Raw genomic sequence first — 24,892 nt, forward strand, 5'->3', positions numbered from 1 at the left:
CTTTCCGGTTCTCCACGCGGCCGCAAATCGCGGGGCCGCAGGGGCTGCGCGAGAGACCACGAGACGCGGGGCGCGGCCGCGGGAGCCGCGCCGAAGGGGGAAAGACCATGACCGGAACGATCACGCACGACCCGCCGCCCACAGCCGGAGGGCGGCAGAGCGGACCCCTGATCGTCACCGAGGACACTCAGCTCCTCGACGACCTGCTGCGCCTGTGCGCGGCAGCGGGCGCCACGCCGGAGGTGCACCACTCGGTACCCATGGCGCCGCCTTCGCCTCCTTCGACGACTTCGGCGCTGACGGCGGCGGCTTCCTCGGCGCCGCCCGCCTCCTCGGCGGCCGGGAGGCGGACCGGATGGGAGACCGCGCCCCTGGTCCTCGTAGGGGACGACGCGGCGCGGCGGGTACGCGGAGCGGTGCGGAGGCGGGGAGTGGTCCTCGTGGGCCGTGACCAGGACGACTCGGGGATCTGGCAGCGGGCCGTCGAGATCGGCGCCGACCACGTCCTGATGCTGCCCGACGGAGAGCAGTGGCTGGTCGACCGCATCGCCGACGTCGCCGAGGGCGTCGGCCGTCCGGCCCTCACCGTCGGCGTCATCGGCGGCCGGGGCGGCGCCGGAGCGTCCACACTGGCCTGCGCGCTCGCCATCACCTCCGCGCGGGAAGGGCTGCGCAGTCTCCTGGTGGACGCCGATCCCCTGGGCGGCGGCCTCGACGTCCTCCTCGGCGGTGAGACGGCCGAGGGGCTGCGGTGGCCGGCGTTCGCGGCCTCGCGAGGGCGGGTCGGCGGCGGCGCCCTGGAGGAGTCGCTGCCCCGGTTGCATTCGCTACGGGTGCTCAGCTGGGACCGGGGCGACTGCGTCGCGGTACCGCCGCAGGCCGTTCGCGCGGTGCTCGCGGCGGCCCGGCGAAGGGGCGGCACGGTCGTCGTCGACCTGCCCAGGCGGATCGACGACGGCGTCGCCGAGGTACTCGCGCAGCTCGACATCGGGCTCCTCGTCGTCCCCGCCGAGCTGCGGGCCGTCGCGGCGGCGGGCCGGGTGGCGGCCGCGGTGGGCATGGTTCTGCGCGACCTCCGGGTCGCGGTGCGCGGACCTTACGGCTCCGGACTCGACGACCGTGAGGTGGCCCGGTTGCTCGGCCTTCCCCTGGCCGGCGAAGTGCCGGTCGAGTCCGGCCTCCTGCGGGCCACGGAGAGCAAACGCCCTCCGGGCACACCCACCCGCGGCCCGCTGGCGCGCTTCTGCCGGGAGTTCTGGGAACGGGCGCTGGCGGAGACGGACGGGCGCGGCGGGAGCGGCTCGTGAGGGGCGTGGCCGGGCCGGCGGTGAGCGGTGGAAGGGGGGTCGAGACGGACATGTCGGCTGCGGTGGAGCGGGTCGGAATTCCGGGGAGGCCCGCGGGGGCGGCCCAGGGGGAGGGGACGGGCGGCCGGGCTCTTGGGACCCCAGGGACACCTGATGGACCGGACACACGGGCGGTTCCGGGCTGGGTGATCCGGCAGTCCGCCGGAACGCCTGTGGGAACGGGACCGGCTTCCGGCCCGGCGCGGACGCAGGCGCAGGGCTCCCTGCGGTCTACGGCGCCGTCCGCGCAGAACGGCCTCGGCGCCCCTCCCGGGATGCTCGACCGGGTGCGGCGGTGGCTCGCCGAGAGCGGGGCGGAGCCGACGCCCGCGCGAGTGGCGCAGGCACTGCGGGAGCAGGGTCGGGTGCTCGGGGACGCCGAGATCCTCGGTGCCGCCGAACAGCTCAGGTCGGAACTGGTCGGCAGCGGACCGCTCGAGCCGCTGCTCGCCGACCCCTCGGTGACCGATGTGCTGGTGTCCGCCCCGGACCGGGTCTGGGTGGACCGGGGCGGCGGCCTGGAGCTGGCACCGGTCTCCTTTCCCGACGCGGCGGCGGTGCGGCGGCTCGCGCAGCGCCTCGCGACCGTCGCTGGGCGCCGGCTCGACGACGCTCGGCCCTGGGTGGACGCCAGGCTGCCCGACGGCACTCGGCTGCACGCGGTGCTGCCACCGGTCGCCGTCGACTGCACCTGCCTCGCCCTGCGGGTGGTACGGCCGCGCGCCTTCACCCTCGACGAGCTGGCGGCGGCGGGCACCGTGCCGCCGGGCGGTGACCGCGTGCTGCGCGCCCTGCTGCGGGCCCGGCTGTCCTTCCTCGTCAGCGGCGGTACCGGCAGTGGAAAGACGACGCTGCTCAGCGCCCTGCTCGGACTGGTCGGACCGGACGAGCGCATCGTGCTGGCCGAGGACTCGGCGGAACTGCGACCCGACCACCCGCACGTCGTCCGTCTGGAGACCAGACCGGCGAATCAGGAGGGCGCGGGTCTGGTCACCCTGGAGGACCTGGTGCGCCAGGCGCTGCGCATGCGGCCGGACCGGCTGGTCGTGGGTGAGGTGCGGGGTCCCGAAGTGGTCCACCTGCTCGCCGCGTTGAACACGGGTCACGAAGGCGGGTGCGGGACGGTCCACGCCAATGCCGCCGCCGACGTACCGGCGCGGCTGGAGGCGCTCGGCACGACCGCGGGCCTGAACCGTGCGGCTCTGCACAGCCAGCTCGCGGCGGCCCTCTCGGTGGTCCTCCACCTGGTCCGTGACCGCGCGGGACGGCGCCGGATCGCCGAGGTGCACGTACTGGAGCGGGACCCGTCGGGGCTGGTGCGGACGGTACCGGCGCTGCGATGGGGGACGGAGGCCTTCGTGGCCGAACGCGGCTGGCAGCGGCTGCGGGAGCTGTTGCGCGGCACGGGAATCGAAGAGCGGGCGGTCGGACGGGAGGCGCGGAGGTGATGAGCATGACGGTGACCGGCACGCCGGTGACGGGCATGCCGGGGACGGGTGAGCTGTCGACGGGCGCGATCCTGGTGTGCCTGGGAGCGGCCGCCTGGTTGGCAGGAGGGTGGCACTCAGGCGTACGGCGAGCGCGGGCGGTGCTCGCCGAAGGCCGGACGCGCGCGACCGGTGGGCCGAGGGGGACTGACGGGTCTGGTGGGACGCGCGCCGCCGGTCTGCCCGCGGCGCGTCGGACGACGGACGGGTTGCGGCGTCTCAGGGGCCGGCTGAGGCCCGAGTGGTGGTCACTGGCCGCCGGGCTGGTGCTGGCGATCCTGGGCACCTCGGTGCTGCCGGTCGTCGCGGGGGCGGCCGGAGTGCCGGCGCTGCGGCGGACGCGGCTGGCCGGTCGGGAGCGGCGGGACAAGGAGCGTCGGCAGGACGCGGTGATCGCCCTGTGCGGGACGCTCGCCGGGGAAGTGCGGGCAGGGCGGCAACCGGGCGAGGCGCTCCTGTGCGCCGCGCACGACTCCGGCGGGCTCGGTGAGGCGCAGGCGGCGGTGGTTGCGGCGGCCCGGTTCGGCGGGGACGTCCCGAGGGCGCTGGCGTTGGCGGCCGGGCAGCCCGGCGCCGAGGGATTGCGCGGGCTCGCGGCGTGCTGGCGGGTCGCGGTCGATCAGGGCGCGGGGCTCGCGGCCGGTCTCGACCGGCTGGAGGGCGCGCTGCGTGCCGAGCGGGACCAGCGCGCGGACCTGCGCGCCCAATTGGCCGGCGCCCGGGCCACCGCCGTGATGCTTGCCGGCCTTCCGGTCCTGGGCCTCCTGCTCGGCGTCGCCCTCGGGTCCGATCCTCTGCACGTGCTGCTGCACACCGGTGCCGGGCTGGGCTGCCTGCTGGTCGGCGGGGTCCTGGAGAGCCTGGGAGTGTGGTGGGTGACGCGGATCGTGCGCGGAGCGGAGGCGACTTCGTGAACGGCGACTTTGTCCACAGGCTGGGGGCAGCGGTGGCGATGGTGTTGGTCGTCGGCTGGCTGACGCGCGGTCTCGGTGCCGCGCGACGGGGCCGCGCACTGCGCAGGCGGCTCGGGGGCCTACTGGCACCGCGGCCGGCGTCGGTCCGGTCCGCCGTGCGACGCGCCGAAGCGCTGAGCACCCTGCGCCCGTGGCTGCCGCTGGTCGGCACGGTGGGCGCCGGTTGGGCCCTGGTCGGCGGTGTGGTCGGGGTCCTGGTGGGGCTGGTGGGCGCGTTCGGACTGTGGCATTGGAATGCCCGGCGTTCGGCCGCGGGCACGGAGGCGGCGGAGGCCGCCGCCGCGCAGGCCGCCCGCCAACTGCCTTTGGCAGCCGATCTGCTGGCGGCCTGCATCGCGGCGGGCGCGAGTCCGGTGGCGGCGGCGCGGGCGGTCGGCGAGGCCCTGGGCGGACCGGTCGGGGACGCGCTGGGGCGCGGTGCCGCGGAGGTGCGCCTCGGCGGCGAACCGGACGGTGCCTGGAGGGGGTTGGCCGCCGTCCCGGGGGCCGTGCCCCTGGCGCGGCTGCTGGAGCGGGCCGAGGTGTCCGGTCTGCCCGCGGCGGGCCCGGTCGCCCGCCTGGCCGCCCAGGCCCGTGCCGACTGGGCCCGCACCACGACGGTCCGGGCCCGTCGAGCGGCCGTCATGGTCACCGCGCCCGTGGGGCTGTGCTTTCTGCCCGCGTTCATCGCGGTGGGCGTACTGCCGGTGGTCATCGGACTGGCCGGCGGGGTGCTCGGTCGCGGGGGAGGCGGTGGCTGACGGATCGGGGCGTCGGACGAGCAGCAGTCGAGCAACGAATGAGCAAGCGAGCAACGGAATCGAGCCTTACGGGGGTTGCGATGTATCAGAGGGTGCGGGCACGGCTGGGTGCCCTGGTGGGCGGAGTACTCGGGGCGGTGCGCCGGCAGGCCGCGCGGCGGGACACCGGAATGGTCACCTCCGAGTACGCGATGGGGATCGTCGCGGCGGTGGCCTTCGCCGTGGTCCTCTACAAGGTCGTCACGAGCGGCACGGTCAGCGCGGAGCTGCAGGGCATCGTGAAGGGGGCTCTCAATGCGCGGATGTGAAAGGGCGGTGAGAGCCGGGACGCCGGTCCGCGGTGCATGCGGACGCCGCATGCGCGGCGCACCGGACGCCGCCCGGGCGAGCACCGGGCCGGACAGCGGATTCGTGACGGCGGAGGCTGCCGTGGTGCTTCCCGTGCTGGTGGTGTTCGCGATGGCGCTGGTGTGGGGGCTGCTCGTGGTGGCCGCTCAGATCCAGTGCGTGGACGCGGCCCGGGCGGGGGCCCGCGCGGCGGCACGACAGGACCCGGAAGACGCGGTCGTCGAGCTCGCCCGTGAGGCGGCACCACGTGGAGCGCGGGTCGCGGTGAGCCGGGAGGCGGGCCTGGTACGTGTGGTCGTGGTGGCCGAGCCACCCGCTCTGCAGGGCCTGCCGTTCGAAGTACGGGAGGAAGCCGTGGCTTCGGTGGAGCAGACGGTGGGGACGGAGCCGACGGCCACGGAACCGGTGAGGGACGAACGGTGAGGGACCGAACCGGTGGGGTTCGAGCCGTGAGGGACCGAGGCGGTGGGGTTCGAGCCGTGAGGGATCGAATCGGTGGAGGCGGAGCCGTAAGGGGCAGACTCCGTGGAGGCTTAGCCGTGAAGGGCGGCGGAACCGGTGAGGACGGCGCCGCGAGGGACGGCGCCGGTGGGAGGCGAGCCGTGAGCGCCTCCGACCAGGGGTCGGCGACCGTGTGGAGCGTGGCCGTCATCGCCGTTCTGTGTTTCGTGTTCGGCATCGTGCTGGCCCTGGGGCAGGCCGTCGTGGCCCGGCACCGCGCGGCGGGCGGCGCCGATCTGGCGGCCCTCGCCGCGGCGGACGACTGGGCGCAGGGCGCCACCGCGGCGTGCGAAAGGGCGGGGCGGGTCGCGCGGGCGCAGGAGGTGCGGCTGGTGCGCTGCGTGCTCACCGGTCAGATCTCGGACGTGACGGCGGCCTCGGGCAGAGGGCCGTTCACGGTGGAGGTCCGGGCGAGGGCGGGTCCCGCCCCGCTCGAAACGGGTGCGCCCGCACAGCCGCCGCCGTCCGCACTGCCCCCGCCGTCCGCACGGCCCCTCCCGCCTGCCCCGCCTACCCCGGCTGCTCCGGCTGCTCCGGCTGCTCCGCCGGTCCTGCCTCCGCCGCCCCCCGCAGCAGCACGGTGAGGAGCCGTACCGCCCCCCGCTTGTGCAGTGGATCGTTGCCGTTGCCGCACTTGGGGGACTGGATGCAGGACGGACAGCCCGCGTCGCACTCGCAGGAGGCGATGGCTTCGCGGGTTGCGGTGAGCCAGTCGCGGGCCGTGTGGAAGGCCCGCTCGGCGAAGCCCGCGCCGCCGGGGTGGCCGTCGTACACGAAGACCGTCGGCAGCAGTGTGTCCGGGTGCAGGGGGACCGACACGCCGCCGATGTCCCAGCGGTCGCAGGTCGCGAACAGGGGCAGCATGCCGATCGAGGCGTGCTCGGCGGCGTGCAGGGCCCCGCCGAGGATCTCCGGGTTGATCCGGGCCGCGTCCAACTGGTCCTCGGTGACCGTCCACCACACCGCGCGGGTGCGCAGCGTGCGGGGAGGGAGGTCGAGCTTCGTCTCGCCCAGGACCTCGCCGGTGATCAGGCGCCGGCGCAGGAAGGAGACCACCTGGTTGGTGACCTCGACGGAGCCGTAGCAGAGGCGCCCGTCGCCCCAGGGGACCTCGACGTCGGTCTCCAGGACCGAGATCGCCGTGGTGTCGCGGGCCACCGTCGAGTAGGCGGGGGTGGCCTGCTCGACCAGCGCGACGGAGTCCTCCAGGTCGAGGGAGCGGACGAGGTACGTGCGCCCCTGGTGCAGGTGCACGGCGCCCTCGTGGACGGCCGTGTGGGAGGCACCGGCGTCCACGGTGCCCAGCAGCCTGCCCGTGCCCTCCTCGACGACCTGTACCGGGCGTCCGCCCTCGCCGCGGATGTCCGTCAGGTCGGCGGCCCGCTCACGGCGGGTCCAGTGCCAGGCCCGGGTCCGGCGGCGCAGCAGCTTCGCCGCCTCCAGCTGGGGCAGCAGCTCCTCGCAGGCGGGGCCGAAGAGCTTCAGGTCCTCCTCGGTCAGCGGCAGTTCCGCCGCCGCCGCGCACAGGTGGGGGGCGAGGACGTACGGGTTGTCCGGGTCGAGGACGGTGGACTCCACCGGCTGGTCGAAGAGGGCCTCCGGGTGGTGGACGAGGAAGGTGTCCAGCGGATCGTCACGGGCGACCAGCACGGCCAGCGCCCCCTGCCCGGCCCGGCCGGCCCGGCCCGCCTGCTGCCACAGCGAGGCCCGCGTGCCCGGGTACCCGGCGATCACCACGGCGTCCAGGCCGGAGATGTCGAGGCCGAGTTCCAGGGCGTTCGTCGCCGCCAGGCCGAGGAGGTCGCCGGAGTGCAGGGCGCGTTCCAGGGCACGGCGCTCCTCGGGGAGGTAACCGCCGCGGTACGCCGCCACGCGCCCGGCCAGGGAGCGGTCGACCTCGGCCAGACGTTCCTGGGCGATCACCGAGATCAGCTCCGCGCCACGCCGGGAGCGGACGAAGGTGATCGAGCGCATGCCCTGCACCGTGAGGTCGGTGAGCAGGTCGGCGGCTTCCGCGGTGGCCGTACGGCGGACCGGTGCGCCCTTCTCGCCCTCCAGTTCGGTCAGCGGCGGCTCCCACAGGGCGAACACCAGTTCACCGCGGGGTGACGCGTCGTCGGCGACCTCGATCACCGGGAGACCGGTGAGCCGGCGGGCCGCCGCCGAGGGTTCGGCGGCGGTGGCGGAGGCGAGCAGGAACACGGGCGACGCGCCGTAGCGCGCACACAGTCTGCGCAGTCTGCGCAGCACCTGGGCGACGTGGGAGCCGAAGACGCCCCGGTAGGTGTGGCACTCGTCGATGACGACGTACTTCAGAGCCTTCAGGAACGACGACCAGCGGGGGTGGGAGGGCAGGATGCCGCGGTGCAGCATGTCCGGGTTCGTCAGGACGTACGTTCCGTACTGGCGGATCCACTCGCGTTCCTCGAACGGCGTGTCGCCGTCGTAGACCGCGGCCCGCACGGAAGTCCCGAGAGGTTGTGAAAGTTCCTTCACCGACCGGCACTGGTCGGCTGCCAGCGCCTTGGTGGGGGCCAGGTAGAGGGTCGTGGCGCCGCGCCCGTTGGGCGCCTCGGAACCGTCCACGAGGGCCGACAGGACGGGCACCAGATAGGCCAGGGACTTGCCCGACGCGGTGCCGGTGGCGACGACCACCGAGTCTCCGTCCAGGGCGTGCTCGGCCACGCGTGCCTGGTGGGCCCAGGGGTGTTCGATTCCCGCGGCCCGCACCGCGGCCAGGACCTCCGGCCGAATCCGGTCCGGCCAGACGGCATGACGGCCCGCACGCGGGGGCAAGTGCTCCGTATGAGTGATGCGCGCAGCCCGGCTCGGTCCCGCGGCGAGCCGGTCCAGGAGCATGCCCGGTTCCGGCCGGGAGCCGGGCTCCGCCGGGGATCGATCGGGTCGGTGATTCTTGGCCATCGGCACCGAGTCTGTCACTGGCGTGACGGACAATGGGACCAAGGCGTCGTGCACGCCTGCCGGTAAGTGATTGAATGCCATCGCGGCTGGCGAACCGTCCTGGGGGCTTCAAGCCGAGGTGTCCCGATGGACGACCGCTCGATAGCAAGGTGCTGGAGGATCCGTGGACCTGTCCCTGTCGACCCGTACCGTCGGCGATCGTACGGTCGTCGAGGTCGGTGGCGAAATTGACGTATACACCGCGCCCAAGCTGCGTGAGCAGCTGGTCGAGCTCGTGAACGACGGGAGTTTTCACCTCGTCGTCGACATGGAGGGCGTGGACTTCCTCGACTCCACAGGGCTCGGCGTGCTGGTGGGTGGACTGAAGCGGGTGCGTGCCCATGAGGGCTCGCTGCGGCTGGTCTGCAACCAGGAGCGCATTCTCAAGATCTTCCGTATCACCGGCCTCACCAAGGTGTTCCCCATTCACACCTCGGTCGAGGAAGCGGTGGCGGCCACCGACTGACGACCGGTCCCGGGCCTCTTGGGGCCCGGGACAGCAAGTAGAACGAGGGGGGTCCGGGCTGTCGGCGGCCCGGACCCTCGAAAGCACGCCCGCAGTTCCGAGGGGGATGCATGGCCACCGTCGAACTCCGTTTCAGCGCGCTGCCCGAGCACGTCCGCACCGCCCGTCTGGTGGCGGCCGCGGTGGCGCGCAGGGCCGGAGTGGACGAGGCCGTCCTCGACGAGGTCAGGCTCGCCGTCGGCGAGGCCTGCACCCGAGCCGTGGGCCTGCATCAGCACGTCGGCATCACGGCGCCGGTCAAGGTGTCGCTGATCGAGGAGGAGAAGCAGTTCTCCATCGAGGTCGGTGACGAGGCGCCGCACGCGGTCCCCGGGGTCAAGACCTCGGGGGACGCCGCCGACGAGCTGGAGGCCGAGGAGGACGAGATGGGTCTCGCGGTCATCAGCGGACTCGTCGACGACGTGGAGGTCTCGGCGGGCGAGGACGGCGGACTGATCCGCATGACCTGGCCCACCGCGCCGGCGGTGCTGCCGCCGATCTGATCCCCCGCGTCACCCCCGCGTCACCCCCGCACTTCACCACTGTGTCACCCGGAGGGCCCCACCTGGTGGGGCCCTTTGTCGTGCGCGGACATACATTGGTGCCGTGCGGGCGTTAAGTGAATTCTTTCACGATCAATCGCACGGAGAATTGATCACCAAGCCGTTCTTGAAACGGATCATCGAGCGGATCAACGAGCGGATCAACGAGCGGATCACGACATTAATGCCGGAGGGCCATTACTACTTCCGGTCCCTTTGTGGTTGACAGAGCAATTCCTTTTGTCGTGCACTGTTTTGATCGGCTTCCGGTACCTACAATCCCGTCCACATCTTGAGCTCAGCCCAAGCGTCAAGGAGGACGAATGGCGGAGCTTCCTACCTCTCATCTCGCGGCCGCCGTGCTGACCGACGGGAACCGCGCCCTGGTCGCGGTCATCGCGGTTGTCGCACTGGCAGCGCTGGTGCTCGCCGGCGTCCTGGTGCGCCAGGTGCTCTCGGCGGGCGAGGGAACCGACAGCATGAAGAAGATCGCGGCGGCCGTCCAGGAAGGCGCGAACGCCTACCTGGCCCGGCAGTTGCGCACGCTCGGCGTATTCGCCGTCGTCGTGTTCTTCCTGCTCATGCTGCTGCCCGCGGACGACTGGAATCAACGTGCCGGACGTTCGATCTTCTTCCTGATCGGCGCGGCGTTCTCGGCGGCCACCGGCTATATCGGCATGTGGCTCGCCGTGCGCAGCAATGTGCGCGTCGCCGCGGCGGCCCGGGAAGCGACACCGGCCCCCGGCGAACCGGAAAAGGATCTCACTCTCGTCTCACACAAAGCGACGAAGATCGCGTTTCGCACGGGCGGCGTCGTCGGCATGTTCACGGTGGGGCTCGGCCTGCTGGGCGCCTGCTGTGTGGTGCTGGTGTACGCGGCCGACGCGCCGAAGGTTTTGGAGGGCTTCGGCCTCGGTGCCGCGCTGATCGCGATGTTCATGCGCGTCGGCGGCGGCATCTTCACCAAGGCCGCCGACGTCGGCGCCGACCTGGTCGGCAAGGTCGAGCAGGGCATCCCGGAGGACGATCCGCGCAATGCCGCGACCATCGCCGACAACGTGGGCGACAACGTCGGCGACTGCGCGGGCATGGCGGCCGACCTCTTCGAGTCGTACGCCGTCACCCTGGTGGCCGCGCTGATCCTCGGCAAGGTGGCCTTCGGCGACTCCGGGCTGGCGTTCCCGCTGCTGGTCCCGGCGATCGGCGTGCTCACGGCCATGATCGGCATCTTCGCGGTGGCTCCGCGGCGGTCCGACCGCAGCGGCATGAGCGCGATCAACCGGGGCTTCTTCATCTCCGCGGTGATCTCGCTGGTCCTTGTGGCGGTCGCCGTCTTCGTCTATCTGCCCGGTTCGTATGCCGACCTGGACGGTGTCACCGACGCGGCGATCGCGGGCAAGAGCGGCGACCCGCGGATCCTCGCGCTGGTCGCCGTCGCGATCGGCATCGTGCTCGCCGCCCTGATCCAGCAGCTCACCGGCTACTTCACCGAGACCACCAGGCGCCCCGTCAAGGACATCGGGAAGAGTTCGCTTACCGGTCCCGCCACCGTCGTCCTCGCCGGGATCTCGCTCGGCCTCGAATCCGCCGTCTACACCGCCCTGTTGATCGGCCTCGGCGTCTACGGGGCCTTCCTGCTCGGCGGTACGTCGATCATGCTGGCGCTGTTCGCGGTGGCGCTGGCCGGCACCGGTCTGCTCACCACGGTCGGTGTGATCGTCGCCATGGACACCTTCGGGCCGGTCGCCGACAACGCGCAGGGCATCGCCGAGATGTCCGGCGACGTCGAGGGCGCCGGTGCCCAGGTGCTCACCGACCTGGACGCCGTCGGCAACACCACCAAGGCCATCACCAAGGGCATCGCCATCGCCACCGCCGTACTGGCCGCCGCGGCCCTCTTCGGGTCGTACCGCGACGCCATCACCACCGGCGCGGCGGACGTGGGCGAGAAACTCAGCGGCGAGGGCGCGCCGATGAACCTGATGATGGACATCTCACAGCCCAACAACCTCGTCGGGCTCATCGCCGGCGCGGCGGTCGTCTTCCTCTTCTCGGGGCTGGCGATCAACGCGGTGTCGCGGTCGGCGGGCGCGGTGGTCTACGAGGTGCGACGGCAGTTCCGGGAACGGCCCGGAATCATGGACTACAGCGAGAAACCCGAGTACGGCAAGGTCGTCGACATCTGCACCAGGGACGCCCTGCGGGAACTCGCCACGCCCGGGCTGCTCGCCGTGATGGCGCCCATCTTCATCGGGTTCACGCTCGGCGTCGGCGCGCTCGGCGCGTTCCTGGCGGGCGCGATCGGCGCCGGGACGCTGATGGCGGTGTTCCTCGCCAACTCCGGTGGCGCCTGGGACAACGCCAAGAAACTCGTCGAGGACGGCCACCACGGCGGCAAGGGCAGCGAGGCCCACGCCGCCACCGTCATCGGCGACACGGTCGGCGACCCGTTCAAGGACACCGCGGGTCCGGCGATCAACCCGCTGCTGAAGGTCATGAACCTGGTGGCGCTGCTCATCGCGCCGGCGGTCATCAAGTTCTCCTACGGAGCCGACAAGAGCGTCGGTGTACGGGTGCTGATCGCCGTCGTCGCGTTCGCCGTCATCGCGGCGGCCGTCTACGTGTCCAAGCGGCGCGGGATCGCCATGGGCGACGAGGACGACGCCGACCCGGAGCCCAAGTCGGCCGATCCGGCGGTGGTTTCGTAGCCTCCGCTCTCCGGGGCACCAGACGGAGTCGGTCCATACACCGCTCAAGGGACGGGCGGACGGCGCGTGTTGACGCGTCGTCCGCCCGTTTCGCGCCCGCGTGCGCCGTCTCACCGTGAGCCTTCTCTCTCTTGGTGCAAATGGCTTCAATACCGTCATAACGGATGTTCGTCCGGTGGATGTCCCCCATCCGGCGTGTATGTTCCGGGGCCGAGAGCCATGGAAGGGACCAATCCGGTGAACAAGAAGCTCGCGGCCGCACTGTCCGGCGGTGCGGTACTGGTACTGGCGCTGACGGGATGCAGCAGCAGCGACGACAACGAGAAGCTGGACTCCTGGGCCAAGGACGTCTGCGAGGGCGTGCAGCCGCAGGCCAAGAAGATCGAGGCGGCCAACGCGGCCATCCAGAAGGAGACCTCGGACAACAGCACTCCCGCCGAGGTCCAGAAGACCGACGCGAAGGCGTTCCAGGACATGTCCGACGCCTACAAGGCGATGGGCGCCACCGTCCAGAAGGCCGGGCCCCCGGACGTCGACGACGGCGAGAAGAAGCAGAAGGACGCCGTCACCGAGCTGAACGGCCTCTCCTCGTCCTACGCCTCCCTGCGCAAGCAGGTGGAGGACCTCAACACCAAGGACCAGGCCGAGTTCGCCGACGGCCTCAAGGACATCGCCACCGAGCTGAACAAGCTCAGCAAGAGCGGCAGCAACGCGCTCAAGACCCTGGAGGAGGGCGACGTCGGCCAGGCGATGGCCAAGCAGCCCAGCTGCAAGTCGGCCTCGGTGACCCCGTCGGCCGCCGAGGGCTGACCGGGCCGGTCTCCCCACGCGGACGCGGGCCGGTCTCCCGCGCGGATGCTGGCCGGTCTTCCCACGCGGACGCCGGCCGCTCTCCCGACGCGGACGCGGGGCGGGGTGCTGACCGCAGGGCCACAATGGGGGTGTGAGTAACGCCAGCCTGTCCCCCCTGCCCTCCGCCGACCGCCCCGACGTCGCCGCCCGGCTGCGGGACGCCCTGCTCGGGGCGTCCTTCACCGCCGACGGACTGCTGGAGCTGCTCGGCGCCCCCGCCTACGCGGCGCTGTCGCGCAGCGAGACCGTGCCCGCGCTCCGGGCGACCCGCGGCGACACACCGCTCGAACTGCTCGTCCGGCTGTTCCTGCTCCAGCAACCCGTGCCCCACGCGCGCGTGGCGGACGTCCTGCCCGTCGACGCCTGCCTGGAGAGCGGCTGGCTCGACCGTGCGGGCGACGACGAGGTGGCGGCCACCGTGGACGTCCGGCCCTACGGGGGGTCCGACGGCGAGGACTGGTTCATCGTCTCGGACCTCGGCTGCGCGGTCGGCGGCGCCGGCGGCATCGGCAACCACGCCGAGGGCGTCGTCCTCGGTGTCGGCGGCGCCTCCACGACCCTGGCCGGCCTCACCGTCCGTACGCCCGTCTCCGCAGCCCTCGACCTCGGTACCGGCTCCGGCATCCAGGCGCTGCACGCCGCCGCGCACGCCACGCGCGTGACGGCCACCGACGTCAACCCCCGCGCGCTGCACATCACCGCGCTCACCCTGGCCCTGTCCGGCGCTCCGGCCGCCGACCTGCGCGAGGGCTCCCTCTACGAACCGGTCGCCGACGACGAGACGTACGACCTCATCGTCTCCAACCCGCCGTTCGTGATCTCGCCCGGCGCCCGGCTCACCTACCGCGACGGCGGCATGGGCGGGGACGATCTGTGCCGCTCGCTCGTTCAGCAGACGGGAGAGCGCCTGAACGAGGGCGGGTTCGCGCACTTCCTCGCCAACTGGCAGCACGTGGAGGGGGAGGACTGGACGGACCGGCTGCGCTCCTGGGTGCCGCGCGGCTGCGACGCCTGGATCGTGCAGCGCGAGGTGCAGGACGTCACCCAGTACGCCGAGCTGTGGCTGCGGGACGCGGGCGACCACCGCGGTGACCCGGCCGCGTACCAGGCGCGGTACGACGCGTGGCTGGACGAGTTCGAGGCGCGGAAGGTCAAGGCCGTCGGCTTCGGCTGGATCACCCTGCGCCGGACCGGGGCCGCCGCCCCCTCGGTCGTCGCCGAGGAATGGCCGCACCCCGTCGAGCAGCCGCTCGGCGAGACCGTGCGCGCCCACTTCGACCGGGTCGACTACCTGCGCTCCCACGACGACGCGGCCCTGCTGGAGGCGCACTTCACGCTGGCCGGCGAGGTCGTCCAGGAGCAGGTCGGGCTGCCCGGCGCCGAGGACCCGGAGCACGTCGTCCTGCGCCAGAACCGCGGGATGCGCCGGGCCACCCGGGTCGACACGGTCGGCGCCGGATTCGCCGGCGTCTGCGACGGCACCATGAGCGCGGGCCGCATCCTGGACGCCATCGCCCAGTTGGTCGGCGAGGACCCGGTGGCCCTGCGCGACCGCACGCCCGCGCAGATCCGGTTGCTGGTGGAGCAGGGCTTCCTCGAACCGGCGTAGGGCGGCCCCGTCGCCGGGCGTGGGTGCGCGCACCCATTTCTTTTTCCGCGACTGCCCGAGCCGCCCGCCCCACCCGGCGTACGCGGACCGGCCACGCCCGACGACGGCACCCGGCGGATCCGTCGGCTCCCCGTTCACCTCGGGTTCGCCTGCCCGCCGCCCGTGCGTGACAGCCTCCCGGAGGCTGGACACGCGCGGGCTGGAGAAAAGGGGCACGGGGACCATGGAGAGCGGGCCGGCGATCTTCGCGGGAGTGGTGTTCGCCCTGTTCGGGGCCGGTCTGCTGGTGTGGACCACGACACGGGTGCGGCACGGCCGGCCCGTCGCGCACGGTGTGAGCCCCGTCGCATCGGCGACCGTCGCGAGCGTCGCCGCCGTGGTCGCGCTGAGCCTCGGGGCCTGGTGCCTGACCCAGGTGTGAGGAGCCGGTTCCGCGCCCCGGCCGGGGCGCCGCCCGGGTAACCGGGGGATCGCGCTCCGGATACACGCGTCGGGGCAGGTGAGCACTCCGGGCGGCAGGAACACGGTTCGTCGGGTTACCGTTCGAGTGGCCGTTGCGGGCTTTTCCCGTTTGACACGGGGGCGGGAGGTACCGTCACACTCCGCAGCGTCACGATCGAAACACAGAACGACCCGACCCGGGACCACGCCCTGGGGAGGCCCAGCGTCGACCGGAGAGAAGAGCGAAGTTGTCCCCGACCAGCGAGACCGCGAAGGGCGGCCGACGACTCGTCATCGTCGAGTCGCCTGCCAAGGCGAAGACGATCAAGGGCTATCTCGGCCCTGGCTACGTCGTCGAGGCGAGCGTCGGGCACATCCGCGACCTTCCCAGCGGCGCGGCGGAGGTGCCGGAGAAGTACACCGGCGAGGTCCGCCGCCTCGGTGTGGACGTCGAACACGACTTCCAGCCCATCTACGTGGTCAACGCCGACAAGAAGTCCCAGGTCAAGAAGCTCAAGGACCTCCTGAAGGACTCCGACGAACTCTTCCTCGCCACCGATGAGGACCGCGAGGGCGAGGCCATCGCCTGGCACCTCCAGGAAGTCCTCAAGCCGAAGATCCCGGTCAAACGCATGGTGTTCCACGAGATCACCAAGGACGCGATCCGCGCTGCCGTCGCCAACCCGCGCGAGCTGAACCAGAAGCTCGTCGACGCCCAGGAGACCCGCCGCATCCTCGACCGCCTCTACGGCTACGAGGTCTCGCCGGTCCTGTGGAAGAAGGTCATGCCGCGCCTGTCGGCCGGCCGCGTCCAGTCCGTCGCCACCCGGCTCGTCGTCGAGCGGGAACGCGAGCGCATGGCGTTCCGCTCCGCCGAGTACTGGGACCTCACCGGCACCTTCGCGACCGGCCGCGCGGGAGACGTCTCCGACCCGTCGTCGCTGGTCGCCCGCCTCCAGACGGTCGACGGACGGCGTGTCGCGCAGGGTCGCGACTTCGACTCCCTGGGCCAGATCAAGAGCGCGAACACCCTCCACCTCGACGAGGCGAACGCCCGCGCGCTCGCCGCCGCCCTGGAGAACACGCGGTTCGCCGTCCGCTCCGTCGAGTCCAAGCCGTACCGCCGCTCGCCGTACGCCCCGTTCCGTACGACGACACTCCAGCAGGAGGCGAGCCGCAAGCTCGGCTTCGGCGCGAAGTCGACCATGCAGGTCGCCCAGAAGCTGTACGAGAACGGCTACATCACCTACATGCGTACGGACTCCACGACCCTGAGCGACACGGCGGTCTCCGCCGCTCGCGCCCAGGTGACGCAGCTGTACGGCGCCGACTACCTGCCGCCTCAGCCGCGCACGTACGCCGGCAAGGTCAAGAACGCGCAGGAGGCGCACGAGGCGATCCGCCCCTCCGGCGACCGCTTCCGCACGCCCGCCGAGACCGGACTGACCGGCGACCAGTTCAAGCTGTACGAGCTGATCTGGAAGCGGACCGTCGCCTCCCAGATGAAGGACGCGACCGGCAACAGCGTCACGGTCAAGATCGGCGGCGCCGCCTCCGACGGCCGGGACGTCGAGTTCAGCGCCTCCGGCAAGACCATCACCTTCCACGGCTTCCTCAAGGCCTACGTCGAGGGCGCCGACGACCCGAACGCCGAGCTGGACGACCGCGAGCGGCGCCTGCCGCAGGTCGCCGAGGGCGACGCGCTGACGGCCGAGGAGATCACGGTCGACGGCCACGCCACCAAGCCCCCGGCCCGCTACACCGAGGCGTCGCTGGTCAAGGAGCTGGAAGAGCGCGAGATCGGCCGCCCGTCGACGTACGCGTCGATCATCGGCACCATCCTGGACCGCGGCTACGTCTTCAAGAAGGGCACGGCCCTCGTCCCGTCCTTCCTCTCCTTCGCCGTGGTCAACCTCCTGGAGAAGCACTTCGGGCGGCTCGTCGACTACGACTTCACCGCCAAGATGGAGGACGACCTCGACGCCATCGCCCGCGGCGAGGCCCAGTCGGTGCCGTGGCTGCGCCGCTTCTACTTCGGCGAGGGCGACGGCACCGGAGGCGGCCGCGCGGCCGACGCGGGCAACGGCGACGGCGACCACCTCGGCGGCCTCAAGGAACTGGTCACCGACCTCGGCGCGATCGACGCCCGCGAGGTGTCGTCCTTCCCCGTCGGCAACGACATCGTGCTGCGCGTCGGCCGCTACGGCCCCTACGTCGAGCGCGGCGAGAAGGACGCCGAGAACCACCAGCGCGCCGACGTCCCCGAGGACCTGGCGCCCGACGAGCTGTCCGTCGAGCTGGCGGAGGAGCTGCTCGCCAAGCCGAGCGGCGACTTCGAGCTGGGCACCGACCCGGCCACCGGCCATGCCGTCGTCGCCAAGGACGGCCGCTACGGCCCGTACGTCACCGAGGTGCTGCCCGAGGGCACCCCGAAGACCGGCAAGAACGCCGTGAAGCCGCGCACCGCCTCGCTGTTCAAGTCGATGTCGCTGGACACGGTGACCCTTGACGACGCCCTGCGGCTCATGTCGCTGCCGCGGGTCGTCGGGACCGACGCGGAGGGCGTGGAGATCACCGCGCAGAACGGCCGCTACGGCCCGTACCTGAAGAAGGGCACGGACTCGCGGTCCCTCCAGACCGAGGAGCAGCTCTTCGACATCACGCTGGAGGAGGCGCTGGCGATCTACGCCCAGCCCAAGCAGCGTGGCCGGGCCGCGGCCAAGCCGCCGCTGAAGGAGCTGGGCACCGACCCGGTCAGCGAGAAGCCGGTCGTGGTCAAGGACGGCCGCTTCGGCCCGTACGTCACCGACGGCGAGACCAACGCGACCCTGCGCTCCGGCGACAGCGTCGAGGAGATCACGCCCGAGCGGGGCTACGAACTGCTCGCCGAGAAGCGCGCCAAGGGGCCCGCCAAGAAGACGGCGAAGAAGGCCGTGAAGAAGACGGCCGCCAAGAAGGCCCCGGCCAAGAAGGCGGCGGCGACCAAGAAGACGGCCGCCGCGAAGACCACGGCGGCCAAGAAGACCGCCGCCAAGAGCACCGCGAAGAAGACGACCGCCAAGACGGCGGCGAAGAAGGCGACCGCGTCGAAGGCCTCGGAGGACTGAGCCCGGCTCAGGCCCGCCCGCTCCTCCTCACGCCGCCACGCACGCTCTTCGCAAAACGAACGCCCCGGCATCATTTCGGTGTCGGGGCGCGCGTACGTTCGGCCGGGCACACCGGACTGTCGGTGGCGACCGATAGGCTGAACGCATGACGCGAGCCGAGCAGCCAACGGCCCCTCACCCCGCCCCGGACGACGCCCTGGTCGCGGACTCCCGCGAGCGCGCCGTCCGCGCCCTGCTGCGCCGCCCGCAGCTGAGGCGTTTGTGGAGCGCACAGCTCGTGGGGGGTGTCGGCGACATCCTCGCCCTCCTGGTGCTGGTCCTCCTCGTGGTCCAGGCCGCGATCGGCGCGGGCTCCTTCGGCGGGGGCTACCGCGGCGTGGCGTTCGCAGTGGCGACCGTTTTCGGCGTCCGGATCCTGGCGACGCTGCTCTTCGGCGCGGTCCTGCTGGGGCCCCTGACCTCCCTCACCTCGCAGGACGGCCCGCTCGACCGGCGCTGGACCATGGTGGGCGCCGACGGGCTGCGGGCCGCCCTGCTGATCGTCGCGCCCCTGTGGATCGACTGGACGCCCGACGACGCGCTCGCCTACCTCCTGGTGACCGCCTTCGTCACCGGAGTCGCCGAGCGCTTCTGGACGGTGTGCCGGGAGAGCGCGGCCCCCGCGCTGCTGCCCGCCCCGCCCCTGGAGGGCGCGACGGTACGGCCGCTGCCGGACCACATGGACGCGCTGCGCCGCCTGTCGCTGCGCACGAGCTTCGTCGCCATCCCCCTCGCGGCCGTCGTGCTGGTCGTCGCGGGGCTCCTGAACAACCTGCTGGGCGCCGGCGTCGACTGGTTCGCCGAGCACCAGGCGGCGCTCGGCTCGTACGTGGCGGCCGGCCTGTTCGCCGCGTCCCTGTCCGTGGTGAGCCTCCTGGAGCTGCCCGCGGTGCGCACCCCGCGGGCGCGGTCTCCGCTGGAGGGCATGCGCCGCCCCAAGAGCGGCGGCGGCGTCGACAAGGGCCGCACCGGAGCGCTCCCGCTGCTGGTGTTCGCCTGCGCCGCGGTCGCCGCGGTGGTGGCCGCCACGGTCGCCGTGGCGGTGCTGCACGCCAAGGACCTGGGCGGCGGCCCGGTGCTCTACGGCCTGGCCGTGGGCGCGCTGACCGGCGGCGTCGTCGTCGGCATCCGCACCGCCCCCGCCCTGCTGCCCTCCCTGTCCCGCCGACGGCTGCTCGCCCTGGCCATCGCCTTCGTCGGCGTCACCCTGCTGGCCGCCGGCCTCGTCCCGGACGACACCACCGTGCTGCTGCTCCTCACGCTGTCCGGCGTCGGCGCGGGCGTGGCCGCGAACACCGGGCACGCCCTGCTCGACCAGGAGACCGAGGACCACCGCCGGGCACGGACGACCGAGCACCTGCACGCGGTCGTCCGGGTCTACGTGGCGCTGGGCGCGGTCGTCGGGCCCGTGCTGGCCGCGGCGATCGGGCCGCACCGGCTGGAGAACGGCAGGTTCGTCTTCGCCCACGGCGGCGCCGCCTTCGTCCTCATGCTGCTCGGCGCGCTGCTGCTGCCGCTGGCCGCGCTGGTCCTGGCCAAGGCCGACGACCGCTCCGGCGTGCCGCTGCGCCACGACCTGCGGGACGCGCTGCTCGGCGGCGACGACCCGGTGCCGACGTCGGCGGCGACCGGCTTCTTCATCGCCCTGGAGGGCGGCGACGGCGCCGGAAAGTCCACCCAGGCCGAGGCCCTCGCCGAGTGGATCCGCGGCAAGGGGCACGAGGTCGTGCTCACGCGCGAGCCCGGCGCGACCCCGGTCGGCAAGCGCCTGCGCTCCATCCTGCTGGACGTCTCCAGCGCCGGACTGTCGCACCGCGCGGAGGCGCTGCTGTACGCCGCCGACCGCGCGGAGCACGTCGACACCGTGGTGCGGCCCGCCCTGGAGCGCGGCGCCGTGGTCGTCTCCGACCGCTACATCGACTCCTCGGTCGCCTACCAGGGCGCCGGCCGCGACCTGTCGCCGACCGAGATCGCCCGCATCAACCGCTGGGCCACCAACGGGCTCGTACCGCATCTGACCGTCCTCCTTGACGTGGCGCCGGAGGCCGCCCGCGAGCGGTTCACCGAGGCGCCGGACCGTCTCGAGTCGGAGCCCGCCGAGTTCCACGCGCGCGTGCGCTCCGGATTCCTCACCCTGGCCGCCGCCGACCCCGGGCGCTACCTCGTCGTGGACGCCGGTCAGGAGCCGGAGGCCGTCACCACCGTCGTACGCCACCGGCTCGACCAGGTGCTGCCGCTGTCCGAGGCCGAGATCAAGGCCCAGGAGGAGGCGCGCCGCAAGGCCGAGGAGGAGGCCCGCCGCAAGGCCGAGGAAGAGGCCGCGCGCAAGGCCGAGGAGGAGCGCCTGGAGCGCGAGCGCCTCGAGGAGGAGGCGCGGGTGCGCGCCGAGGAGGAGGAGCGCAAGCGGCGCGAGCTGGAGGAGGCGCAGCGGCGCGAGGCCGAGCGGCAGGCCGAGGAGGCCAGGCAGCGGGCCGAGGAAGCGCGCCGCAAGGCCGAGGAGGAGCGGGCCCGGCTCCTGGCCGAGGAGAAGGCGCGCGCCGAGGAAGAAGCACGGCTGCGGGCCGAGGAGGAGCGGCGCCGCAAGCAGGCCGAGGAGGAGGAGCGGCTGCGGGCCGAGGCCGAGGCCCGGCGCCTGGAGAAGCAGCGCAAGGCCGAGGAGGCCCTGCTGCGCGCCGAGGAGGCGCGCCGGGCGGCGGAGCAGGCGGCGGCGGCGGCCGCGGCCGGACCCAGGTCGGCGGCGCCCGCGGCTGCGGACGCGCCCCGCCCGAAGCCGGCCGCCCCGGCCCCCAACGACGCGGCGACCGTGCCCACCCCGATCGTCACCCCGACCAACGCCTCCGGCGGGCCGGTGGAGGACACGGCGGTCCTGCGGCCGGTGCGGGACACGCCCGACGACGACCGTGCCGACGACGCCGAGGACGGCACCGACGCCCGGGACGCTCGCGGCGCCGGCGGCCGGGCGTCCGGCGAGTCCGAGTCCGAGGTGACGACCGAGCTGCCCAAGCCGCCGGTGCCGTCCGGCGCGGCGGACGAGACGGCGGTGCTTCCGGCGGTGCAGCCGCGGGACGCCGACGAGACGGCGGTCCTGCCGCCCGTGCCGCCGCCCGGGGCCGCCGACGAGACGGCCGTCCTGCCGCCCGTACGCGGGGACGACCCCGCCGACCGGGTCCCGCCGGGCTACTTCCGGGAGGAGAGCCCGGCCGAGGAGGCCCAGGACCGCACCCGTGAGCTGCCCCAGATCGACCCCGACCAGGCACCGCCGTCCCGCAGGCGCCGCTCCGACTGGGCCGAGGAGACCCCGCTGGACGACCTGCCGACGCTGGCGGACGAACTGCTCGGGCCGCACGACGAGGAGGGCGGCCGGGACGACGAGGGCCGCGGCGGCCGGGGCAGGGGCCGGGGACGACGCTGAGCACCGGGACCGCCGCGTTGTCGGTGCCGCCCCGCACAATGGAGGCGCGACGCGGATCAGCGCGGCGGCCGGGTGTCACGGCTCGGTGTGACGGCTCGGTGTGAGCGCTCGGTGTGAGGGCTCGGTGTGAGGGAAGGACGGCGTGACCCATGACCGTGTGGGACGACCTCGTCGGGCAGGAGAAGGTGTGCGAGCCGCTCGCCGCCGCTGCCCGGGACGCCGACGCCTTCGTCACCGCCGCCGCGACCGAGGGCCCGCTGCCGCAGTCGACGAGCATGACCCACGCCTGGCTGTTCACCGGCCCGCCCGGCTCCGGCGTGGCACAGACGGCCCGGGCCTTCGCCGCCGCGCTGCAGTGCGTGAGCCCCGACCGCGCCCTCGGCGGCGTCCCCGGCTGCGGCTTCTGCGACGGATGCCACACGGCACTGGTCGGCACCCACGCGGACGTGAGCACCGTGGTCGCCATGGGCGCCGAGATCCGCGCCCAGGACATGCGGGACACCGTCCGCAAGTCGTTCACCTCACCCGCGAACGGCCGCTGGCAGATCATCCTCGTCGAGGAGGCCGAGCGGCTGAACGAGAAGTCGGCCAACGCCGTCCTGAAGGCCGTGGAGGAACCGGCGCCGCGGACCGTGTGGCTGCTGTGCGCCCCCTCCGTCGAGGACGTCCTGCCCACGATCCGCTCCCGCTGCCGCCACCTGAACCTCCGCACCCCGTCGGTCGACGCGGTCGCCGACATGCTCGTACGGCGCGAGGGCGTCGAACCGGACGTCGCCGCCGCGGCGGCCCGCGCCACCCAGGGCCACATCGACCGCGCCCGCCGCCTGGCCACCGACAAGGCCGCCCGGGACCGCCGGGCCGCCGTGCTGAAGCTGCCGCTGCGGGTCGAGGACGTCGGCGGCGCCCTCAAGGCCGCCCAGGAGCTGGTCGACGCCGCGGCGGAGGACGCCAAGCAGCTCGCCGAGGAGATGGACGCCAAGGAGACCGAGGAACTGAAGGCGGCCCTGGGCGCCGCGCAGGGCGGCCGGCTCCCGCGCGGCACGGCAGGTGTGATGAAGGACCTGGAGGCCGACCAGAAACGCCGCAGGGCACGCACCCAGCGCAACAGCCTCGACCTCGCCCTCAGCGAGCTGACCGGCTTCTACCGCGACGTCCTCGCACTCCAGCTCGGCTCCCGCGTGGCCATCGCCAACGCTGACGCGGAGGACGCCCTGGAGCGGCTCGCCCGCGGCAGCACACCCGAGTCCACGCTGCGCCGGATCGAGGCGGTCGCCGCCTGCGGTCAGGCCCTGGACCGCAATGTGCCCCCGCTGCTGGCGGTGGAGGCGATGACGATGGCGCTCAGATCGGGCTGAGCCCGCGCCGCCGGACCCGCGCCGGAGGCACGACCGGTTGACGCCGTAACACGTACGGGGCCACGCGTACCACGCACCGCGATGGCGCTGTCGCGGAGAGTTACGCTCGCTGAATGCACACAAGGCGCACTCACCGCAGGACCCGCACCGGCGGCACCCGTCTACGGGCCACGCTGCTCGCCGCCGCGCTGCTCGCCACCGCCTGCTCGGCCGGGGGCGCGTCGACGTCCGCCGGATCCCCCGCGGCCGAGGCGGCAGGCTCGACGGAGGCGGCCACGGCGACGCTTACCCCCCTGCCGAAGGCCACGCCCGCCGGGCTGTCGCCGTACTACGAGCAGAAGCTCGGCTGGCGCGACTGCGGCGTCCCCGGCTTCCAGTGCGCCACCATGAAGGCCCCGCTCGACTACGCGAAGCCCACCGAGGGCGACGTCCGGCTCGCGGTGGCCCGCAAGAAGGCCACGGGACCGGGCAAGCGCCTCGGCTCGCTCCTGGTCAACCCGGGCGGACCGGGCGGCTCGGCGATCGGCTACCTCCAGCAGTACGCGGGCATCGGCTACCCGGCGAAGGTCCGCGCCCAGTACGACATGGTCGCGGTCGATCCCCGGGGCGTGGCCCGCAGCGAACCCGTCGAGTGCCTGGACGGCCGCGAGATGGACGCGTACACGCGGACCGACGTCACCCCGGACGACGCGGGCGAGACGGACGAGCTGGTCGACGCCTACAAGGAGTTCGCCGAGGGCTGCGGGGCGGACGCGCCGAAGCTGCTGCGCCACGTCTCCACGGTCGAGGCGGCGCGCGACATGGACGTACTGCGCGCGGTGCTGGGCGACGAGAAGCTGACCTACGTCGGAGCGTCCTACGGCACCTTCCTGGGCGCGACCTACGCCGGCCTGTTCCCCGACCGGACGGGCCGCCTGGTCCTGGACGGCGCGATGGACCCCTCCCTGCCCGCCCGCCGCCTGAACCTGGAGCAGACGCAGGGCTTCGAGACGGCGTTCCAGTCCTTCGCGAAGGACTGCGTACGGCAGCCGGACTGCCCCCTCGGCGACAAGAACACCACCCCCGACCAGGTCGGCAAGAACCTGAAGTCCTTCTTCGACGACCTGGACGCGAAGCCCCTGTCCGCCGGGGACGCCGACGGCCGCAAGCTCACCGAGTCCCTCGCCACCACCGGCGTGATCGCGGCGATGTACGACGAGGGCGCCTGGCAGCAACTGCGCGAGTCCCTGACCTCGGCGATCAAGGAGAAGGACGGCGCCGGTCTGCTGATCCTGTCCGACAGCTACTACGAGCGCGAGGCCGACGGCGGCTACAGCAACCTGATGTTCGCCAACGCCGCCGTGAACTGCCTCGACCTCCCCGCCGCCTTCTCCTCCCCGGACGAGGTGCGCGACGCCCTCCCCGACTTCGAGAAGGCGTCCCCGGTCTTCGGCGAGGGACTCGCCTGGTCCTCCCTGAACTGCGCGTACTGGCCGGTGAAGCCCACGGGGGAGCCGCACCGCATCGAGGCGGCCGGTGCCACCCCGATCGTCGTGGTCGGCACCACCCGTGACCCGGCCACCCCGTACCGCTGGGCCGAGGCCCTCTCCGACCAGCTCGCCTCCGGTCACCTCCTCACCTACGAGGGCGACGGCCACACCGCGTACGGCCGCGGCAGCTCCTGCATCGACTCCGCGATCAACACGTACCTGCTGACCGGCACCGCCCCGCAGGACGGCAAGCGCTGCTCGTAACCCCCGCTCCGCCCCGGAGTCCACGCCTCCGGGGCGGGTTCGGAGCACCCCGGGAAACTGTGTAGACTTACCGACGTTGCTGATCGCACCATGGTGCGCAGCGCGCCGCCTTAGCTCAGATGGCCAGAGCAACGCACTCGTAATGCGTAGGTCTCGGGTTCGAATCCCGAAGGCGGCTCTCTTGAACCCCGGGTCACATAGTTCGTGACCTGGGGTTTTGTATTGCTCGTGG

General features: G+C 73.0%; 18 protein-coding genes and 1 tRNA gene. 18 read left to right on the forward strand and 1 reads right to left on the reverse strand.

Translation table 11 applies throughout. From position 1 onward, the window contains the following. The first annotated feature begins 107 nt into the window (after positions 1 to 107). From ssd to ACFYZ3_RS20145, 7 genes are all read left to right on the forward strand, one after another. Complete coding sequence (gene ssd / locus ACFYZ3_RS20115) at positions 108 to 1,307, forward strand: septum site-determining protein Ssd (protein WP_388519312.1); 1,200 nt, start codon at positions 108 to 110, stop codon at positions 1,305 to 1,307. 314 nt (positions 1,308 to 1,621) lie between these two features. After that, complete coding sequence (locus ACFYZ3_RS20120; protein ID WP_388519314.1) at positions 1,622 to 2,794, forward strand: TadA family conjugal transfer-associated ATPase; 1,173 nt, start codon at positions 1,622 to 1,624, stop codon at positions 2,792 to 2,794. 35 nt (positions 2,795 to 2,829) lie between these two features. Further along, on the forward strand, positions 2,830 to 3,747 hold the full coding sequence (locus ACFYZ3_RS20125; RefSeq protein WP_388519623.1) for a type II secretion system F family protein: 918 nt from the start codon (positions 2,830 to 2,832) through the stop codon (positions 3,745 to 3,747). Then, complete coding sequence (locus tag ACFYZ3_RS20130) at positions 3,744 to 4,547, forward strand: type II secretion system F family protein (protein WP_388519317.1); 804 nt, start codon at positions 3,744 to 3,746, stop codon at positions 4,545 to 4,547. Before ACFYZ3_RS20125 ends, ACFYZ3_RS20130 begins: the two co-directional genes overlap by 4 nt. Positions 4,548 to 4,627: 80 nt before the next feature. Beyond that, complete coding sequence (locus ACFYZ3_RS20135; RefSeq protein ID WP_388519320.1) at positions 4,628 to 4,855, forward strand: DUF4244 domain-containing protein; 228 nt, start codon at positions 4,628 to 4,630, stop codon at positions 4,853 to 4,855. 49 nt (positions 4,856 to 4,904) lie between these two features. Next, on the forward strand, positions 4,905 to 5,318 hold the full coding sequence (locus ACFYZ3_RS20140; RefSeq protein ID WP_388519323.1) for a TadE family type IV pilus minor pilin: 414 nt from the start codon (positions 4,905 to 4,907) through the stop codon (positions 5,316 to 5,318). A gap of 179 nt (positions 5,319 to 5,497) precedes the next feature. Beyond that, entirely contained in the window at positions 5,498 to 5,980 is a 483-nt protein-coding gene (locus tag ACFYZ3_RS20145) for an Rv3654c family TadE-like protein (RefSeq protein WP_388519325.1), read from the forward strand. On the opposite strand, the gene ACFYZ3_RS20150 is transcribed toward ACFYZ3_RS20145, so the two are convergent. Next, entirely contained in the window at positions 5,907 to 8,399 is a 2,493-nt protein-coding gene (locus ACFYZ3_RS20150; RefSeq protein ID WP_388519328.1) for a DEAD/DEAH box helicase, read from the reverse strand. The genes ACFYZ3_RS20145 and ACFYZ3_RS20150 overlap by 74 nt on opposite strands. 82 nt (positions 8,400 to 8,481) lie before the next feature. On the opposite strand from ACFYZ3_RS20150, the gene bldG reads away from it, so the two are divergent. The 11 genes from bldG to ACFYZ3_RS20205 all read left to right on the forward strand — a co-directional run bounded on the left by bldG (position 8,482) and on the right by ACFYZ3_RS20205 (position 24,838). Next, on the forward strand, positions 8,482 to 8,823 hold the full coding sequence (gene bldG, locus ACFYZ3_RS20155; protein ID WP_003975386.1) for an anti-sigma factor antagonist BldG: 342 nt from the start codon (positions 8,482 to 8,484) through the stop codon (positions 8,821 to 8,823). 110 nt (positions 8,824 to 8,933) lie between these two features. Beyond that, positions 8,934 to 9,365 carry an ATP-binding protein gene (locus ACFYZ3_RS20160; RefSeq protein ID WP_164419823.1) on the forward strand — a complete coding sequence of 144 codons (432 nt, stop codon included), beginning with the start codon at positions 8,934 to 8,936 and terminating at the stop codon, positions 9,363 to 9,365. Positions 9,366 to 9,727: 362 nt separating this feature from the next. Then, entirely contained in the window at positions 9,728 to 12,112 is a 2,385-nt protein-coding gene (locus ACFYZ3_RS20165; protein ID WP_388519332.1) for a sodium-translocating pyrophosphatase, read from the forward strand. A gap of 219 nt (positions 12,113 to 12,331) precedes the next feature. Then, positions 12,332 to 12,922 carry a small secreted protein gene (locus ACFYZ3_RS20170; RefSeq protein WP_388519334.1) on the forward strand — a complete coding sequence of 197 codons (591 nt, stop codon included), beginning with the start codon at positions 12,332 to 12,334 and terminating at the stop codon, positions 12,920 to 12,922. 133 nt (positions 12,923 to 13,055) lie between these two features. Continuing rightward, positions 13,056 to 14,573, forward strand: a complete 1,518-nt coding sequence (locus ACFYZ3_RS20175; protein ID WP_388519337.1) for a methyltransferase — start codon at positions 13,056 to 13,058, stop codon at positions 14,571 to 14,573. Positions 14,574 to 14,796: 223 nt separating this feature from the next. Continuing rightward, positions 14,797 to 14,994, forward strand: a complete 198-nt coding sequence (locus tag ACFYZ3_RS20180; protein WP_388519340.1) for a hypothetical protein — start codon at positions 14,797 to 14,799, stop codon at positions 14,992 to 14,994. A gap of 268 nt (positions 14,995 to 15,262) precedes the next feature. Further along, on the forward strand, positions 15,263 to 18,121 hold the full coding sequence (gene topA / locus ACFYZ3_RS20185; RefSeq protein WP_388519343.1) for a type I DNA topoisomerase: 2,859 nt from the start codon (positions 15,263 to 15,265) through the stop codon (positions 18,119 to 18,121). A 145-nt stretch (positions 18,122 to 18,266) separates the two neighbouring features. Continuing rightward, entirely contained in the window at positions 18,267 to 21,572 is a 3,306-nt protein-coding gene (gene tmk, locus ACFYZ3_RS20190; RefSeq protein WP_388519346.1) for a dTMP kinase, read from the forward strand. A gap of 149 nt (positions 21,573 to 21,721) precedes the next feature. Further along, positions 21,722 to 22,927 carry a DNA polymerase III subunit delta' gene (locus tag ACFYZ3_RS20195; RefSeq protein ID WP_388519349.1) on the forward strand — a complete coding sequence of 402 codons (1,206 nt, stop codon included), beginning with the start codon at positions 21,722 to 21,724 and terminating at the stop codon, positions 22,925 to 22,927. 113 nt (positions 22,928 to 23,040) lie between these two features. Next, a complete protein-coding gene (locus tag ACFYZ3_RS20200; protein WP_388519352.1) occupies positions 23,041 to 24,660 on the forward strand; it encodes an alpha/beta hydrolase in 1,620 nt (539 codons plus the stop codon). 104 nt (positions 24,661 to 24,764) lie between these two features. Further along, a tRNA-Thr gene (locus ACFYZ3_RS20205) sits at positions 24,765 to 24,838 on the forward strand. Positions 24,839 to 24,892 lie beyond the last annotated feature (54 nt).

This window comes from Streptomyces sp. NPDC001599 (genome assembly GCF_042893535.1).
In the GTDB taxonomy this organism is placed as follows: domain Bacteria; phylum Actinomycetota; class Actinomycetes; order Streptomycetales; family Streptomycetaceae; genus Streptomyces.